This window comes from Candidatus Poriferisocius sp. (assembly GCF_965204145.1).
GTDB lineage: Bacteria > Actinomycetota > Acidimicrobiia > Acidimicrobiales > Bin134 > Poriferisocius.
The window spans coordinates 2,599,591-2,615,662 of record NZ_OZ241977.1 but is presented as its reverse complement, the minus strand read 5'-3'; the positions used below and the strand labels follow the sequence as shown (position 1 = coordinate 2,615,662).

Annotated in this window: 23 protein-coding genes and 1 tRNA gene; 13 read left to right on the top strand and 11 right to left on the bottom strand. The window is 64.5% G+C overall.

The window, feature by feature from the left end; translation table 11 throughout:
• The first annotated feature begins 3 nt into the window (after positions 1–3).
• Genes ACOGI7_RS12115 through serS form a run of 4 tightly spaced genes read left to right on the top strand, consistent with a single transcriptional unit; the run spans position 4 to position 3,159 of the window.
• Positions 4–603, top strand: a complete 600-nt coding sequence (locus ACOGI7_RS12115; protein ID WP_419849017.1) for a cytochrome c oxidase subunit 3 — start codon at positions 4–6, stop codon at positions 601–603.
• Positions 604–611: 8 nt separating this feature from the next.
• The gene (locus ACOGI7_RS12110) at positions 612–962 is read left to right on the top strand and encodes a cytochrome C oxidase subunit IV family protein (RefSeq protein WP_419849016.1); all 351 of its coding nucleotides are present in this window, start codon (positions 612–614) and stop codon (positions 960–962) included.
• A gap of 14 nt (positions 963–976) precedes the next feature.
• Complete coding sequence (locus ACOGI7_RS12105; protein WP_419849015.1) at positions 977–1,888, top strand: cytochrome c oxidase assembly protein; 912 nt, start codon at positions 977–979, stop codon at positions 1,886–1,888.
• Positions 1,885–3,159, top strand: coding sequence for a serine--tRNA ligase (gene serS / locus ACOGI7_RS12100; RefSeq protein WP_419849014.1), 1,275 nt, complete (start codon positions 1,885–1,887; stop codon positions 3,157–3,159). The genes ACOGI7_RS12105 and serS overlap by 4 nt, the downstream gene beginning before the upstream one ends.
• Positions 3,160–3,168: 9 nt before the next feature.
• Here serS and ACOGI7_RS12095 read toward each other — a convergent pair whose 3' ends face one another.
• The 7 genes from ACOGI7_RS12095 to orn all read right to left on the bottom strand — a co-directional run bounded on the left by ACOGI7_RS12095 (position 3,169) and on the right by orn (position 7,870).
• Positions 3,169–3,492, bottom strand: a complete 324-nt coding sequence (locus tag ACOGI7_RS12095; RefSeq protein WP_419849013.1) for a fluoride efflux transporter FluC — start codon at positions 3,490–3,492, stop codon at positions 3,169–3,171.
• Complete coding sequence (locus ACOGI7_RS12090) at positions 3,489–3,881, bottom strand: fluoride efflux transporter FluC (RefSeq protein ID WP_419849012.1); 393 nt, start codon at positions 3,879–3,881, stop codon at positions 3,489–3,491. Before ACOGI7_RS12090 ends, ACOGI7_RS12095 begins: the two co-directional genes overlap by 4 nt.
• Before the next feature lies 1 nt (position 3,882).
• Complete coding sequence (locus ACOGI7_RS12085) at positions 3,883–5,010, bottom strand: cytochrome c biogenesis CcdA family protein (RefSeq protein WP_419849011.1); 1,128 nt, start codon at positions 5,008–5,010, stop codon at positions 3,883–3,885.
• Between the two features lie 10 nt (positions 5,011–5,020).
• Positions 5,021–5,527, bottom strand: a complete 507-nt coding sequence (locus ACOGI7_RS12080) for a TlpA family protein disulfide reductase (protein ID WP_419849010.1) — start codon at positions 5,525–5,527, stop codon at positions 5,021–5,023.
• A 16-nt stretch (positions 5,528–5,543) separates the two neighbouring features.
• Positions 5,544–5,882, bottom strand: coding sequence for a WhiB family transcriptional regulator (locus tag ACOGI7_RS12075; RefSeq protein WP_419849009.1), 339 nt, complete (start codon positions 5,880–5,882; stop codon positions 5,544–5,546).
• A gap of 363 nt (positions 5,883–6,245) precedes the next feature.
• Positions 6,246–7,322, bottom strand: coding sequence for an MBL fold metallo-hydrolase (locus tag ACOGI7_RS12070; RefSeq protein ID WP_419849008.1), 1,077 nt, complete (start codon positions 7,320–7,322; stop codon positions 6,246–6,248).
• Positions 7,319–7,870 (bottom strand): oligoribonuclease, encoded by a 552-nt coding sequence (orn, locus tag ACOGI7_RS12065; RefSeq protein ID WP_419849007.1) that lies wholly within the window; start codon positions 7,868–7,870, stop codon positions 7,319–7,321. The genes ACOGI7_RS12070 and orn overlap by 4 nt, the downstream gene beginning before the upstream one ends.
• A gap of 100 nt (positions 7,871–7,970) precedes the next feature.
• Between orn and dut the strand changes: the two genes are divergently transcribed.
• Positions 7,971–8,408 (top strand): dUTP diphosphatase, encoded by a 438-nt coding sequence (dut, locus tag ACOGI7_RS12060; protein WP_419849006.1) that lies wholly within the window; start codon positions 7,971–7,973, stop codon positions 8,406–8,408.
• Position 8,409: 1 nt separating this feature from the next.
• Here dut and ACOGI7_RS12055 read toward each other — a convergent pair whose 3' ends face one another.
• Positions 8,410–8,787: a hypothetical protein gene (locus ACOGI7_RS12055; protein WP_419849005.1), complete on the bottom strand. Its 378-nt coding sequence runs from the start codon at positions 8,785–8,787 to the stop codon at positions 8,410–8,412.
• Positions 8,788–8,894: 107 nt separating this feature from the next.
• Between ACOGI7_RS12055 and ACOGI7_RS12050 the strand changes: the two genes are divergently transcribed.
• Both ACOGI7_RS12050 and ACOGI7_RS12045 read left to right on the top strand, forming a co-directional pair.
• Complete coding sequence (locus ACOGI7_RS12050; protein ID WP_419849004.1) at positions 8,895–9,674, top strand: aspartate dehydrogenase; 780 nt, start codon at positions 8,895–8,897, stop codon at positions 9,672–9,674.
• Positions 9,675–9,683: 9 nt separating this feature from the next.
• Positions 9,684–10,952, top strand: coding sequence for an ammonium transporter (locus ACOGI7_RS12045; RefSeq protein ID WP_419849003.1), 1,269 nt, complete (start codon positions 9,684–9,686; stop codon positions 10,950–10,952).
• Between the two features lie 53 nt (positions 10,953–11,005).
• Here ACOGI7_RS12045 and ACOGI7_RS12040 read toward each other — a convergent pair whose 3' ends face one another.
• Together ACOGI7_RS12040 and ACOGI7_RS12035 are read right to left on the bottom strand one after the other, a co-directional pair.
• On the bottom strand, positions 11,006–11,761 hold the full coding sequence (locus ACOGI7_RS12040; protein ID WP_419849002.1) for a hypothetical protein: 756 nt from the start codon (positions 11,759–11,761) through the stop codon (positions 11,006–11,008).
• Positions 11,762–11,799: 38 nt separating this feature from the next.
• Positions 11,800–11,872 (bottom strand) — tRNA-Lys (locus ACOGI7_RS12035).
• Between the two features lie 52 nt (positions 11,873–11,924).
• Here ACOGI7_RS12035 and ACOGI7_RS12030 point away from each other — a divergent pair.
• Positions 11,925–12,104 carry a hypothetical protein gene (locus ACOGI7_RS12030; RefSeq protein ID WP_419849001.1) on the top strand — a complete coding sequence of 60 codons (180 nt, stop codon included), beginning with the start codon at positions 11,925–11,927 and terminating at the stop codon, positions 12,102–12,104.
• On the opposite strand, the gene ACOGI7_RS12025 is transcribed toward ACOGI7_RS12030, so the two are convergent.
• Entirely contained in the window at positions 12,101–12,697 is a 597-nt protein-coding gene (locus ACOGI7_RS12025; protein WP_419849000.1) for a histidine phosphatase family protein, read from the bottom strand. The two genes, ACOGI7_RS12030 and ACOGI7_RS12025, sit on opposite strands and share 4 nt — an antisense overlap.
• A gap of 135 nt (positions 12,698–12,832) precedes the next feature.
• Between ACOGI7_RS12025 and ACOGI7_RS12020 the strand changes: the two genes are divergently transcribed.
• From ACOGI7_RS12020 to ACOGI7_RS12000, 5 genes are all read left to right on the top strand, one after another.
• Positions 12,833–13,069 (top strand): MoaD/ThiS family protein, encoded by a 237-nt coding sequence (locus ACOGI7_RS12020; RefSeq protein ID WP_419848999.1) that lies wholly within the window; start codon positions 12,833–12,835, stop codon positions 13,067–13,069.
• 65 nt (positions 13,070–13,134) lie between these two features.
• Complete coding sequence (locus tag ACOGI7_RS12015; protein WP_419848998.1) at positions 13,135–14,349, top strand: glycosyltransferase; 1,215 nt, start codon at positions 13,135–13,137, stop codon at positions 14,347–14,349.
• Positions 14,346–14,801 (top strand): YbjN domain-containing protein, encoded by a 456-nt coding sequence (locus ACOGI7_RS12010; protein ID WP_419851505.1) that lies wholly within the window; start codon positions 14,346–14,348, stop codon positions 14,799–14,801. The genes ACOGI7_RS12015 and ACOGI7_RS12010 overlap by 4 nt, the downstream gene beginning before the upstream one ends.
• Before the next feature lie 152 nt (positions 14,802–14,953).
• The gene (gene proC / locus ACOGI7_RS12005) at positions 14,954–15,748 is read left to right on the top strand and encodes a pyrroline-5-carboxylate reductase (RefSeq protein ID WP_419848997.1); all 795 of its coding nucleotides are present in this window, start codon (positions 14,954–14,956) and stop codon (positions 15,746–15,748) included.
• A gap of 114 nt (positions 15,749–15,862) precedes the next feature.
• Positions 15,863–16,057 (top strand): helix-turn-helix domain-containing protein, encoded by a 195-nt coding sequence (locus ACOGI7_RS12000; protein ID WP_419848996.1) that lies wholly within the window; start codon positions 15,863–15,865, stop codon positions 16,055–16,057.
• The last annotated feature ends 15 nt before the right edge of the window (positions 16,058–16,072 follow it).

Here is a 16,072-nt window from a genome sequence, read left to right as displayed (position 1 = left end):
ACGATGACCGCTGAGACCCCCGCTCATACCGAGGAGCACCACACCAGCACCGGCCTCTCCAACGAGAAGCTGGCCATGTGGGTGTTCCTGGGGTCGGAGTGCCTGCTGTTCGGCGGGCTCATCTCCACTTACATGTTCAACAAGGGGCGCATCGCCCGGGGCCCCGGTCCCGAGGATGTATTCGACATCCCGTTCACCTCGGTCAGCTCATTCGTGCTGTTGATGAGCTCGCTGACCATGGTGTTCGCGGTGTCGTCGATCGCCCGGGGCGATCTGCGGGGCAACCGCATCTGGCTGGCCACCACCGCCGCGCTAGGGGCCACCTTCGTGGCCGGGCAGGTGTACGAGTTCACCGCCTTCTACAGCGAGGGCCTCGGGTTCACCACCAACCTGTTCGGCTCGGCCTTCTACGCCCTGACCGGCTTCCACGGCGCCCACGTCACCATCGGCATCATCATGCTCATGTCGCTGTTCGTGATGTCGCTACGGGGCAACCTGGGTCCGGAGCGAGCCGAGACCGTGGAAATCATCGGCTTGTACTGGCACTTTGTCGATATCGTTTGGATCGTGATCTTCACGATCGTGTACCTCTTCCCGCAATAGGATTCGCAATGGCCACCGTCACTCCCGATTCCCAAGACACGGCCCACGCGTCCGAGCAGCACGCGTCCGCGGGCGGTCACGCCCATCCATCGAACTGGCTCTATATCAAGGTGGCCATCTACCTCGCTTTGCTCACCGCGTTCGAGGTGTTCACCTACTTCGAGACGGTGCACGGGTGGGGCGACACCGCCATCATCATCATGCTCGTGATCATGATGCTGCTGAAGTTCTTTTTGGTGGTGGCCTTCTTCATGCACCTGAAGTTCGACGCTCCGATCTTCTGGCGATTATTTGTGTTCGGTCTGATACTGGCCATGGCGGTATACATGGTCATGTTGACCGCATTCCGCTTCTGGTAGACGGACTGGCCGTCGTGGTCTTCGCGGCCGACACCGATATCTGGCGGTACCAGCCCCACGCCGAGGTCTGGATCATCCTGCTGGCCGCCATCGCCATGGCCTGGTACGCAGCCCGGATCATCGCCCCCAAAGCCGCTCCAGCCGACGAGGCCCCCTTCACCCGCTATCACAAGCTGGCCTTTGTCGGGGCGATGGTGTTGCTGTGGGTGGCCAGCGACTGGCCGATGCACGATATCTCCGAGGAGTACCTGTACTCGGTCCACATGGTCCAGCACCTGCTCATCACCTTGGTGGTGCCCCCGCTGCTGTGGGCGGCGATTCCCGAATGGCTGGCTCGGCTGGCGCTCAGCGGCGACGGCAGCGTGGGGGTCTGGGTGCAGCGGCTGGCCCGCCCGGTGGCCGCCGGGATCTTGTTCAACTTCATGGTGGCGGTGAGCCACATCCCCTGGGTGGTCAACACCTCGGTGGAGAGCGGCGCGCTGCACTACTTCGTCCACCTGCTGCTGTTCGGCTCGGCGATGCTGATGTGGCTGCCGGTGTGCGGCCCCATCCCCGAGCTGCACATGCGCCCTACCGGCAAGATGGTCTACCTGTTCTTGATGTCGGTGGTGCCCACCGTGCCCGGCGGATTCCTGACATTTGCCCAAGGGGCGGTGTACAGCGCGTACGACCACGACGTGCGCTTGTGGGGCATCGGCCTTCAGACTGATCAGCAAGCCGCCGGGCTGATCATGAAGGTGGTGGGCGGCATGTATCTGTGGACGTGGATCGGGGTGCTCTTCTTCCGCTGGGCCGGTGTCCAGCAGCGGGCCAACACCCAAATGCGGGTGGTGACCGCGATTCCCTCGGGGCCTATCGCCGCTGACACCCGGGTTCCGGCCACTTCCGGCTCCAACGGCTCCAACTCCACTAACGGGTCTCGATGATCGATCTGCGTCTGGTACGCACCGACTACCACGCGGTGCAGTCTGCGTTGGCCCGCCGGGGGATCGACCTGTCGGAGCTCGAGCAGGTGGCTGCCCTGGATGAGCGCCACCGCCATCTCACCACCGAGCGCGATGCGATGCGCCATGAGGTCAAGGAGCTGTCCCAGCAGGTCGGCCAGCTCAAGCGCGATGGCCGCGACGGCGAGGCCGATGAAGCCGCGGCCGAGAGCCGCAAGCTGGGCGAGCAGCAGAAAGCCCTGGCCGCCGAGGCCGAAGCAGTAGCCGACGAAATCCACGCTCTGCTGCTGCACATCCCCAACCTGCCGGCCGCTGATGCTCCTGACGGGGTTGATGAGACTGACAACCCGGTACTGCGGGTGGAGAACTTCGACCCCGATTCCTACGGCGAGCACCAGCGGATCCCCCATTGGGAGTTCGCAGTGGAGGCCGGCTGGTTGGACATGGAGCGCGCGGCCAAGCTGTCGGGCTCGATGTTCGCCATGCTCCGGGGTCCGGGGGCTTCCCTGGCTCGGGCCATGGTCCAATTCGGGCTCGATCGCAACGCCGACCGCTACGAGGAGATCCGCCCGCCCACCCTGGTCCACAGCGAGGTCATGGTGAGCACCGGCCAGCTCCCCAAGTTTGCCGATGACGCCTACTGGTTGGAGCGGGACGACCTGTGGGCCATTCCCACCGCCGAAGTACCGCTCACTTCGCTGGCCTCCGGCGAGATCCTCGACGAAGCCGACCTGCCCATGAGGATGATGGCCCACACATCCTGCTATCGCCGAGAGGCCGGCGCCGCGGGGCGAGACACCCGGGGTCTGCTGCGGGTCCACGAGTTCGACAAGGTGGAGATCTTGGCGTACGCCACCCCCGACCAGGCCCCCGCCATTCACGCCGAGATCCTGGAACGGGCCGAGGCGGCGGTGGCCGATCTGGGCTTGGCCTACCGCATCGTGGACATCTGCACCGGCGATTTGGGCCAGGCCCACCACCGGTCGTGGGACGTGGAGGTGTACGCCCCCGGCGCCGACCAGTGGCTGGAGGTGTCGTCGGTCTCGTGGTACTCCGACTACCAGGCCCGCCGAGCCAACCTCCGCTACCGCCCCACCGAAGGAAAGGGCACCCGCATCCTCCACACCCTCAACGGCTCCGCTCTCGCCGTCCCCCGGGTGTGGGCCGCCCTGGTCGAAACCCACCGCCAGCCCAACGGCTCAGTGGTGATCCCCGAGGTGCTGCGCCCCTACCTCGGCCGCGACGTTCTCTGATGCAAGTCGCTAATCCGAGATGGCCAGCCCCGCGGCGGCTGCGGCGAGGCCGATAACGAGGGTGGCAGCGGCGTAGGCGATGGCTCGGGAGCGGGGGAGGGAGGTTAGCTCGACAGCAAGGGTCGACAACGTGGTCAGCGAGCCGAGGCCGCCGATCCCCACTGCGGTTAGAACCGGGTTGCCGCTGCCAGCCAGAAGCCCCAAGGCGAAGCTGCCGAGCACGTTTACCCCGAGGGTGCCCCACGGCCAGGTCGGCGCATTGAAGCGCTGGGCGGTGGCAGCTCGAAGCAGTGTTCCGGCCACCGCCAGCACGACGAATCCGAGGGCGGTCACTGGGCTTGCCTCACTTGGGTTTTGCGAAGCGCGGCGCCGACGACGGCCAGTGCCACCCCGCCCAACACGGAGAGGGCCAGATAGCCGGCGGCGAATCCCCAGTCGCCGTCGCGGGCCATGTTGGCCACATCCACGGTCAGCGCCGAGAACGTGGTCAGGCTGCCGCAGAAGCCGGTTCCCAGTCCGAGGGTCATCGGCAGCTCGGCCCGGGCCGACCAAGCGGCGGCGGCCAGATAGCCGAGCACCAGACAGCCGGCCAGGTTGACGGCCAGCACCCCCCAGGGCCAAATGTCGGTGGCCGGCAGCGCCTCGACCAGCGCCCAGCGCGTGCCCGCCCCGGCCAGCCCGCCTATTCCGACAGCAATTGCGTCCCGGGGTGCAAGCGACAAGCTATGCGCCACCGCTCTCGGCCAGAGGCGGCCCGGGGTCGCTCCGGGGCCGAAGACGGATCCACAGCACAATGCCCACGATCACCGCGAGCAGTACCTCCCACAGCACCGGCCACCGACCTGGCTCGGTGAACCAATTGCCCACTCGCTCGGGGATTGCTGCGATGGTTCGCGCGATCGGCAGCGCCAACAGGTCGCCCTGGTATTGGATTGCCTCCGACAAGGCGTAGCCCACGGTCACAACGAGAGAAACCGCGGCCAGCCAGGGTCGGGGGATGCTGCGGCGGAACGCCCATAGCAGCACGGCCAGCACCAAGAACGCGGTGGCCAGGCCGAAGCGGTTGCCGCCCACGTCGATGATCCAGTTCTCCAATCGGAGGGACACCCGGTTGGAGGCCTCCACAAACGGGTTGTTGGCCTCGAAGTCGTCGCGCAGGAGCACTTGGACTTCCCACCAGCCGTAGAACCCGAGCACCACACCGGCCACCACCAGGAAGCCTCCCGAGATTTTGTTGATGTGGGGTAGCAGGCGGCGCATGTGAGCGGTGACCCCGGAGCGTCCCATGGCCACGGCCAAAGTCAAAAAGGTGATGACCAGCCCCATCCCGAGGGCGTAGGCCAAGAATCGCACGGTGCCCTCCCACACGCCGTCGGTGCTGAACGAGCCGCTCACGCTGCCGAAGAACACCGGGCTGGCACATCCCAGCGACACCACGGCATAAGAGACCCCGAACAAGAACATGGAGAGAAGCCCCTGGCTGTCGCCCCCTTTGGACAGCCGGGGCACGGATATCTTGGGCTCGAAGCCGGCCAGCATGGCGATGCCCAGCACCACCATGAGCCCGCTGATCACCAGCGTGATCCACGGGCCCCGGTCGGCAATCGTCGAAGTGGAGATGAGCGACGAGGTGAGCGCGCCGATGATGCCGAAGAAGGCCACAAAGCCAGCAGTGAGGGTGAGCCCGACCAGCAATCCTCGAAGGACGTTGCGGCCGGTGTCGGTGGACTGGTCTTGGCTGCCGATGCCCAGGAAGTAGGCCAAATAGGCCGGCAGCATGGCGAACCCGCACGGGTTGACTGCGGCCACTAGACCAGCGCCGAACGGAACCGCCAGGTCGAGGTCGAACACAACCTGAAGGTTACGGGGTTAGATGCGTGTCTATGTGTTCGGTGATCTGGTCGGCGGTCAGGCCGCCGATGTGCCGATAGGCGACCTCGCCGTCAGGGGTGATGAACAGCGTGGTGGGCATGTTTTGAATCCCATAGGCATTCCCGATGGCCGAGCCGGGGTCTATGCCGGTGGGATAGGTCACCCCGGTGTCGGCCACGATCTCTCGGGCTCGTGTGGGGGTGTCGTTGTAGGCCAGGCCGACGAAGGCGATGTCGGCCCGCTGCTGTTGGACGGACTCCAGCGCGGGCATCTCCGTTATGCACGGTGGACACCAGGAAGCGAAGAAGTTGAGCACCACCGGACGGTCGAGGAAATCGCCAACGGTGGCGGTGCCCTCGTTGAGCAGCTCGAACTCGATTTCTGTCGCTTGGACATCGTCGCCGGCTCCCGATCCACAGGAGCCGGCGACGATGACGATCAGCGCCGCAGCGACGATCTGCCTTGCTGTGGCCAGCGGGCGGTTCCGCCTGGCCATCAGGCCAAACCGGCCATCAAGCCGAACGGAGCCGCTCACGCAGGTGTACGGGCACCGGCACCTGGACAAACTCGTCCTCGGGACGGGGCACCTTGGCCGGGCGACCCCGACGACGCTTGCTGGTCAGCACCTTGCCGTTGCGGAACAGCTGGCCGCCCCACACGCCCCACGGCTCGCGGCGAGCGATGGCGCCTTCCAGGCACTCGGCCATTACCGGGCACTCGGCGCAGATGGCCTTGGCCCGGGAGATGTTCTGGAGCTCGTCGGAGAAGAAGATCTCCCCAAGCGAGGCGTCGATGGTGCGGCACGCGGCCTCCAAGCGCCACGGTGCGTTTTCAAAGAGCAGGGCCTCCATGTTTCTCTCCTTTCGGGGGTCTTCGGTTAGGTGCTTTCAATTGGTTGGTTGGGTGGTGGTTACAAACTGAAAAGGCCGCCGGATTTTTCCGGCGGCCTCGGTAGGTATTTGATCCTTGTAGGTGCTCTACGTGGATCCTCCCCGAGGCCTTGTGCCGGCAGTCTTGTGACCAAACACACACGGTGTGGGGTTGGCCGGCCAATAGCTCTGGTGAATTTGGGCCATGTCAGCCATCGCTACGCGCGCGGCGCGGCTTGAGCAGCCGACGGCGAGATAGCTCCTGGCGAACATGACCACTACTCAACAGTGTATTGAGCGCGATGTCAATTTATTTCCCGATCAATTTGCTCTCAGAACCGACTACTACAGCCCGGGCTTGATTTCGAACGTCGTCAGCCCGTCGGGGGTGACGTCTTGGCGGGCCTCGCCGATCACCTTGAGATGCACCAGGTGGGCGAAGGTCTCACTGGCGGCCATGTCGCCCCAGGCCCGCTCGCTGAACAGCACCCGCATGAACTCCTCCACGGTGGCGCATCCCAACTGGCTGCTGGCATGGCGAAGCACATTCAACCGCTCGTGATGGTGGTCGCAGATGTGATCTGCTCTGGCCCCTATATCGGAAAACGGGTGTCCGTGAGCGGGCAGGGCCACGGTGGCCCCATCCAGCGTCTTCATACGGTCCAGCGAGTCGAAGAACTCGGCCAGAGAGTCATCGGTGTCGCTGCGCCCAGCGATGTGCGGCGTGATGGTGGGCAGCACGTGGTCGCCGGAGAACACCGCGCCGTGCTCAGGATCGTAGAGGCAGAGATGATCGCCGGTGTGACCCGGGGTGTGCAGCGCCACCCAGTCCCGGCGGGCGAAGCGAACCACTTGGCTGTCTACAACCTTTACCGACGGCTTGGGGGTCTGGAACCAGCGAGCGTGGAGGTTGTCCTTGGCTCGGAACCGCTGGATGTACTCCCGGCTGGGCGGAGTCCTCTCGGTTCCCCACGGGGTGAACGAGCGGAAGCTCTCCTCGATTCGCTCAAAGATCTCCTCATCGGTGGCATTGTCCTCGGCATCGTGGGTTTCTGTGGTCTCGCGGCGATCCCAGATCGGGCGAAAGCTCTCGTGGGTCAAGATATCGGCTCCGGCCTCTTCTCGAAGCCGCTCGGCACCGCCGAAATGGTCGAAGTGGGAGTGGGTGATGATGGCGGTGTGTACGTCCCCCACCTTGTAGCCGGCCCGGTCAAGCCGGTCGACCAGGGCGCTCCAAGATTCGGGGCCGGGAAGGCCGGGGTCGACTACTGCGACGCCCCGTTCGTCTTCCATCATGTAGCAGTTCACATGGCCTAACCCTGGCAGGTTGATTGGCAACATTGTGCGGAGCACACCGGGAGCTACCTCAGTGATCTCGGTGGTGGCTTCCTCCTGTTCCTGCTTGCGAGGCCGCTCGGTCATCCACCAGCCTCCGTGGGAATTGCAAAAAACTGTTCGCGGTAGTGGCGGAGCTCATCGAGGCTCTCGCGGATGTCGTCGAGGGCCCGATGGCCCTTGGCCTTCTTGGGCGCCTGCTGAAATGCCTTGGAGTTCCACCGCCGAGCCAGTTCCTTGATGGTGGAGACGTCGATGGAGCGGTAGTGCAAGAAGTGCTCCACCTCGGGAAGCTGGGCAGCCAAGAAGCGGCGATCGACTCCGATGGAGTTGCCGCACAGCGGCACGGTGCGGGGTTTGTCGATGTGCTCTTTGAGGAAGGCCAGGGTCATCTCGCCCGCAGCTTCCAAGCTGAGCGTGGATGCTTTGATCTGATCTAGCAGCCCGCTTTTGGTGTGCATCTCCACTACTACGTCTTGCATCGAGGCCAATGCCTCAGGGGAGGCTGAAACCACCAGGTCAGGGCCTTCTGCCACCAGTTCCAGGTTGTCATCGGTGATGAGCGTGGCGATCTCCACGATCACGTCAGTGGCCGGGTCTAACCCCGTCATCTCCAAGTCCATCCAAGCCAGCATCTTGAGTTGACCCTAGAGGTTGGGGTCTGAAAAACCTGAGTCGGCGGGTAATCGCTCAGATCGGGAGAAGTCTCTGCTCAGGCCAGGTAGTGTCACCGCCGTGTTGGAGATCCCCATTGTCCGCAGCCGTCCTGACCTGCCGTTTCCCCGCTACGCCACCGAAGGCGATGCTGGGGCCGACCTGGTGGCCAGCGAAGACGTTGAGCTGGCCCCGGGAGGTGGTCGAGGCCTGGTGCCCACCGGCACGTTCATTGCCATCCCCGAGGGATATGCCGGGTTTGTGCAGCCCCGAAGCGGGTTGGCGCTGCGCCATGGGGTCACCTGTTTGAACACGCCGGGGCTGATCGATTCCGGCTATCGAGGCGAGTTGAAGGTGCTGCTGGTGAACACCGACCCGGCCGAGCCGTTCACCGTGCGCCGCGGTGATCGGATCGCCCAGCTCGTGCTCCAGAAGGTGGAGCAGGCCAATTTTGTCGAAGTCAAAGAGTTGCCCCCGACCTCTCGGGGCTCGGGAGGATTCGGCTCCACCGGCGTGTGAGCTAGGTGGAGTTGGAGTTGGCCGACTTTTGCAGCCACAGGCGATGCTCGTCGGGGTCGAGCTTCCAAGAGTCCACCAGCGAGCCCGCGGTGGATTCGAACCGATCGATCCGATCATGGGGGATGGGCTTCCTTCCCCGCTGCTCGATTTGGGCTTCAACGGTCACAATTCCGGCTTTGCTCTGGTAATCGAATGCCATTGACCCGTCGGGCAATTCCGGATCCAACAGCAGCAGCACCGCCTCTTTGATGGCTTGGCTGAGATCGGCGACTTCATCGGGGGGGAATCCCTGATGGGTGGCGGCATGCTCGGCGGCGATCTCTGCCATGCGGGCATATCCCTGTGCCGCAGGCAACTTGACTCGCACGTCGCCGTTCACGATTCTCAGCCTGCCATGCTTGTCCGGCCCATGTCCTGAGGGTACCAATCGAGCGCGCCATGGGAGGAGAGCAATGTCAATGGGAGCGTGGGGGATATCCTGACTCGGTGCTGCGAGTCGGACTGATCGGCTGCGGGGCCATCGGTTCGGTGGTGGCCCGCGAGTTGGCGCAAGGGGCAGTCGAAGGGGCCGAGTTGACTGCGGTTTTCGATCTCGTTGTCGACCACCCCTTGCGGGTGGACGATCTTGGTTCGCTGCTGTCCCGGTCAGATGTCGTCGTTGAAGCGGCCGGCCATGGGGCACTCCGCGAGCACGGGGTGGCGGTAAGGGAGTCGGGCATCGATCTGGTGGTGGTGAGCATCGGTGCCCTCGCCGACGAAGACCTCGCAGCCGAGTTGAAGAAGGCAGAGGGTGGGCGCTTGTTCCTGTGTACCGGTGCCATCGGCGGGTTCGACATCCTGCGGGCGGCCATGCTCTTCGGGCCGTTGGACGAAGTGGCCATCACCAGCACTAAGCCCGCTGCGGCGCTGAGCCGCCCGTGGATGGATGAGACCGTGCTGGATGCCCTGGCCAGCGGCTCCGAGCCGATCACGGTGTTTGACGGCCCGGCCCGACAAGCCTGCGCCCTATTTCCAGAGTCGGCCAACGTGACCGCCACCCTGTCGCTGGCCACCGTGGGATTCGACGGAGTTCGGGTACAGATGGTGGGCGATCCGGCAGCCACCCGGGTACGCCATGTGGTGACCGCCTCGGGGGTGGCCGGGACCTATGAGCTGTCATTCGAGAACGCCGCCTCTCCGGACAACCCCCGGACCAGCGCGGTCACTGCCTATTCGGTGTTACGAGCGCTCACCGACATACGGCGGCCCTCAGTGTCTTTCCTCTAAGCTGAAACGATGGTCGAGCTGCCAGATCAATTTGTATTTAACACCTTTGCGTTCTTGATCTGGGGTGCATTGGTGATGTGGATGTGTGCGGGCTTCACAATGCTGGAGTCCGGCGCGGTCCGCACCAAGAACGCCTCCATGATCTGCCTCAAGAACATCGGCATCTATTCCATCGCTGGCCTGGCCTATTTCATCATCGGCTACAACATCATGTACGTCGACGTGGGGGACGTGATCGGCACCTTCGATTTCCTCTACGGGCCGTCGGGCGCCGAGAAAGCTCTGTTAGACGGGGATGCGAGCGCCGTCGGCAGTGTGGTGGACAACAAATACGCCGTGATGTCCGACTGGTTCTTCCAGATGGTTTTCGTGGCGACCGCCGCTTCCATCGTGTCGGGGGCTATTGCCGAGCGCATCAAGATGTGGTCGTTCTTCGCCTTCACCCTCGTCTTGACCGCATTCATCTATCCCATCGTGGGCTCCTGGACCTGGGGAGGCGGTTGGCTCGACGAGAAGGGCTTCGAGGACTTCGCCGGTTCCACCATCGTCCATGGCACCGGCGGGTGGGCCGCCCTGGCCGGAGTGCTGGTAGTGGGTCCCCGCCTGGGCAAGTTCAAAAAAGACGGGAGCGTGAAGTCGACTCCGCCCTCCAACGTGTTGGTGGTGACGCTGGGCGTGTTCATCCTGTGGCTCGGCTGGTTCGGGTTCAATGGCGGCTCCCAGCTTGCTCTGGGCACCCCAAAAGATGCGGTGGCGATGACCATCGTGCTGGTCAACACCAATCTGGCCGCCGCGGCCGGCGTGATTGCCGCCTTGGCCGTCTCCCGCTCGATCTTGGGGAGGATCGACCTCTTTGCCGGCCTGAACGGGGCCATTGCCGGACTCGTTGCCATCACCGCCGGCCCCACCATGGTGGATCACTGGTGGGCGATGATCATCGGCGCCATCGGCGGTCTGCTCTGCACCATCGGCATCAAGGTGCTGGAGATGGTCAAGGTCGACGATGTAGTCGGCGCCATTCCCGCCCACCTCATCGCCGGTATTTGGGGAACCCTGGCGGTCACCATCGCCGCCGGCGGTCGATTCCATATTCAGCTGTTGGGCATCGTGTCCATCGGAGCCTTCGTGTTCATCGCATCGCTGCTGGTGTGGAAGGTGCTGGATCTGGTGATGGGCTTGCGTGTGTCAGCCGACGTCGAGCGCATGGGCCAAGACGTCGCCGAGCTCGGAATCGAGGCGTACCCCGAATTCGTGCTGATGCCCGAAGAGCTGGACTAGCTCTATCGAGATCAGGTGCAGGGTTCTAAGGAGTTGAACCAGCTCTATCGAGATCAGGTGCAGGGTTCGGCGGGGGCCACAGTGGGCAGCCGGCCGGCCCGCATGGAGGTCACCGACGTGCCGTCGGTCTCGAAGATCACCCGGTAGTCAACGTCCGGTTCGTCAACCGGGACGTATTGGATGGAGTTGCCGCTGCCGTCGGCATAGGGGGAGACCACCAGTCGCTCCCCGAACAGCTCGTGGAGTTGCGCCTCGGTGCTGCCCACGCCGGCTCCCGACCGGGTGGTGATGCTCGGGTTGGTGATGTCCGCCCGCTCGATGCTGCTGTTGAACACCGTGAACACCACGCCGTCGGGCCCATTGGCCGGGGCCAGCAGGTAGCAGCGGGGGGTGCCGTCCTCGGTGCCACCGGTCCAAATGGTGGAGACTGCTTCGGCCGCCACATCGGGGTTCATGCCGAAGAAGAGTGAGCCGAGCCCCGCGGTGGTGAGCTTGTCCGCACCGCTGAACGCCGGATTGCTGAGGTCAACGGGCTCGGGCCGCTCCAGCGGTTCAGCCGTCGACACGAGGATCGGCGTGGGCTCTACTTCGGGTGCCGGCGTGGGCTCGACCTCGGTTACTGGCTCAGGTTCGTCAACTTCGGGCTCTTCGACGGCGGGAGTGTCGTCTGCGGGCATCGGGGTGGACATCGGTGCCGGCTCTTCGGCGGCGGTGGGCTCAGGTGTGGCCTCCTCGGCGGAGTCATCGCCGCTTCCGCATGCCGCGGTCAACAGAGCCAGTATGGCGAACAGAGCAATAAAGCGTCGCATAGCCCCTCAGCGTAGTAGGAAGATCGATGTGAGTCTTGTAGGCCGCCTGGGACTCGAACCCAGCACCTTGAGATTAAAAGTCTCCTGCTCTACCTGATGAGCTAGCGGCCCGCCGTCACTGTATCGCCCAGTCCCTTTGGCGTGGTCGGTAATATTCGCCGCGGTGGAAACTTGGGAAGGCCTGCTGGGCGACGTGGAGAGCGAGCTGATCGATGTGGAGTCGGTGCTCGCCGAACTCGACGACCTTGATGCCTTGCGCCTTCGGATTCAAGCAGCCGAGGCTGACGGCAGCATCGATCAGCGCCCCGTGCTCCAGCGCTGCGCAGAGCTGATACGCAGCTAGAGCAGGTCAGCCGGGGGGATCTGAATATCCACTCCATCAAGGGGGTGGACTCGCTCACCGGGCACCATCTGGCCATTGGCCAAGGTCACCCACCGGCCACTCATGTTGGTGACCCGCCCCGGCTGGCAGCCCAAATAGTCTTCCAGCGAGTAGATCACCCCACCGTGGGTGACCACCACCGCGGTCCGGTTGCCCACCAGAGCAGCCAGCCGCTTGAGGCCGGCTAAGACCCGGTCAAGCAGGGCATCGTCTTGCTCCCAGCCCGCTGGCCGGCGACCGTCTTCCAGAAATCCAGGGAACTGCTCCTCGATCTGCTCTCGCGTCAAGCCTGAGAACTCCCTCACATCCCGCTCGATCAGCTCAGGTACCGGGATCGGCGGATCGCAGCCCATGATCTCGGAGATGATCTCCGCGCTGACCCGGGATCGCTGCAAGGTGGAGGTCGCCACCACGTCGATCGGCTCGAGGCGGGTCGCCGCCGCAGCCGCCTGCTGGCGACCCAGCTCCGACAGCGGGGGATCAGCCTGGCCTTGCCAGCGCCGCAACGCGTTCCATTCCGACTGCCCGTGTCGGATCAGCAGCAGACGAGCCACGGCGTTCACGGTAATGGCTGCTCCCACTCTGACTGTGGCAGCAGCTTGAGGGCCTCTTGTACCGAGCTCAGGAAGGTAATGGCCGGTGCTCTGCCGACCGTGGCTGTACCCCAGGATTCCCGTACACTTTCGCCCATGGCCACGCTGCGCCTGTTCGCACACGTCAGGGAGGCGGCCGGCATCGGACGAGACGAAGTCCCCGGTGCCACCGTGGACCAAGTGCTCGCCGCTGCGGTGGATCGCTACGGCGCGGCGTTCGCCGAGCAGCTTCAGATCTGCCGGGTATGGCTCAATGGAGAGCCGGTCACCGGATCTGAGCCGGTAGCCGACGGCGACGAGGTGGCTGTGTTGCCCCCCGTCTCCGGCGGGTAGCCTCTATTGGCCATGCCAGTTCTTTGCTTGCTGGGCAATTTCGCCTCGAACCGGAGCGTGGGGCCATGACCCAGAGCGTGGCCATCTTGTCGCTGCACACGTCTCCGCTGACGCAGCCGGGCGTGGGCGACAGCGGCGGAATGAACGTCTACGTACGGGAGATGGCCGCGGCGTTGGCCCACGCGGGCAGCGAATGTCGGGTGTATGTGCGCCGCGCCCAGAACGGGCTGCCCGAAGAAGTCGCCATTGAGCCAGGGGTGACCGTGGTCCATATTGACGCCGGTCCCGTGGATTTGGGCAAGGAGGACCTCTTCGGGGTGGTGGACGAGTTCGCCGCCGGCGTGTTGGCTGACTTCCGCCGAAACGGGCAACCCGATGTGATCCACGCCAACTACTGGCTGTCCGGCCTTGCTGGTCACCGAGTCAAGCATGCGGTGGGGGTGCCGCTGGCCGTGACCTTCCACACGCTGGCCCGGGTGAAGGCGGCCACCGGCGACCCTGAGTCGGAGCAGCGGGCCCAGGCAGAGACCGAGGTGATCGGCTGTGCCGACATGGTCATCGCTTCCTGCGAGCCGGAGGCCCAGCAGCTTCAGAGATTCTACGATGCCCCGCTGGAGCGGATTGAGCTAGCCCCGCCGGGAGTAGAGCATGCGCTGTTCTCTCCCGGTGATCGGGAAGGCGCCCGTGCCGCCCTCGGCTTGGGCGGCGGACCGGTTCTGCTGTTTGTGGGCCGGATCCAGCCGCTGAAGCGACCCCTGGTGGCGGTGGAGACGTTGGCCCTCTTGGAGCGAGAGGATGCTCGCCTGCTGGTGGTCGGCGGACCCAGCGGCATCGAGGGTGAAGTCGAATATCGGCGTCTGCGAGATCGCATCCAGGCGCTGGGCTTGGGAGGTCGGGTGACGCTGGTTCCACCCCGTCCCCACCACTGGCTGTCCACCTACTATCGGGCTGCGGACGTTGTCCTGGTTCCCAGTCGCAGCGAGTCCTTCGGGTTGGTGGCCCTCGAGGCTGCGGCCAGCGGGACCCCGGTGGTTGCCGCTCCGGTGGGAGGCTTGCGCTCGGTAGTGGACCACGGCCGCACCGGATTCCTGGTGGACGAGGCCACTCCTGAGGCATTCGCTGCCCAGGCGACGGCGTTAATCGACAATCCGCTGCTTGCTGCTGCAATGGCCATGGATGCGGCCGATTGGGCTCGATCGTTTTCCTGGGCGGCCATGGCTCGTTCTCTGCGAGCCACCTATCGCAGGGCCCAGTCTCGCGTGCCTGTCGATTGCACATGATTCTGCGGGCCGAGGAACTGGCCGCGTTGGAATCAGACATCGATGCCTGGTTGGACGACCAGCTCCGAACCAACCCGACCGTGCTCACCGTGGACCGAGGCGAACCCGGCCAGCGCCGGTGGTATGTGCGAATGACAGGAGAGGAGAAGACGGTTTCGACCGTGTGGTTTACGCTCGGCCAGCGTCAGCTGCACTGCGAGTGCCACTTCATGCCCGCACCGGAGGAGAACGAGGGGCGGCTGTACGAATACCTGCTGCGCCGCAACCGCGAGCTGACCGGGTTGCGCTTTGCCATCGGCGTGGAGGATGCCGTGTTCTTGGTTGCCGAACTACCGGCCCACACAGTGACGGAAACAGAGATCGACCGGCTCTTGGGCTCGTTCTATGCCTACTCAGAGCGGTGGTTCCGCCCCTGCATGCGCATTGGCTACCAGACCCGGTTCAAGAATTAGCACTTTTCCACTAATTTTAGTTGATTTCAATGTAAGTAAGGCATAAGTTCTCCGTGTAGCGCTCCTGGTCGGTGGGGGTGATCGGGGAAGTCCTCCCCACCGGCCGGAGTTTTTGCCCGATGAGAAGGGCTCCGGCCTGCTATAGCAGTGAGGTGGCACTTCGACTGCAACTCATCGGCGGGGGCCGCATGGGCGAGGCCTTGCTCGGCGGCTTGCTGGCCGGCGGATGGGCTCAGCCGGGCGACCTGGCCGTCGTAGAAAAGATTTCTGAACGACGAGCAGAATTGGCCGACCGCTTCAGCGGCGTGGCGGTAACCAACCAGACCCTCGAACAGGCTGATGCTGTTCTCGCGGTCAAACCCGACGATGCCGCCTCCGCTGCGAGCAGCCTCAAGGCGGCTGGAGTGGGCCGAGTGCTCAGCATCGCGGCCGGTGTGACTACCGCGGCCCTTGAAGCATCTCTCGGTCACGGTGCTCGAGTGATCCGGGCCATGCCCAACACCCCCGCGCTGGTGGGTGCCGGAGCGGCGGCCATTGCTGCGGGCCGTCATGCCACCGATGATGATCTTGAGTGGGCCAGCGGCATACTCGAAGCGGTGGGCACGGTCGTGGTGTGCGAAGAGCCGATGCTCGACGCGGTCACCGGGCTGTCCGGTTCGGGGCCTGCGTATGTGTTCTGGCTGGCGGAGACTTTGATGGCCGCCGGAGAAGAGGTCGGTCTTTCCCCCGACATGGCCGATGCCCTCACCCGCCAGACCCTTTTGGGAGCGGCCCGGCTGTTGGTCGAGTCGGGAGAGCCCCCCGCCGACCTGCGGGCTGCGGTTACCTCACCGGGGGGCACCACCGCTCGGGGTATCGCCGAGTTGGAAGCCCGCGGGGCGACCTCTGCGTTCATCGCCGCCGTGGCCGCAGCCACCCAGCGCAGTCGCGAACTGGGTGGTAGCTGAGAAAACAAACGGGGGTTACGCAGGCATTTCCTGCTCATGTCCAAGCGGGGTGGCACGCAGCTAGCAGTGCCGCATAAGGTGAGCGACGCACAGCGGAGTCAGGGGTGTGTTGGCATGGCAAAGCCAGAAGGGCGGGAAAAACTCATGACCGTGGCGGAGGTTGCCGCCCTCATGAGAGTCTCAACGATGACGGTCTATCGGCTGATCAAGGCCCGAGACCTTCCTGCTGTGAGGATCGGCAAGTCGTACCGATTGCACGAGGGCGACGTCGACCGCTACTTGGCCAGTCGCTATACCCAGGCAGGCTGACACTGCCACTCCCTC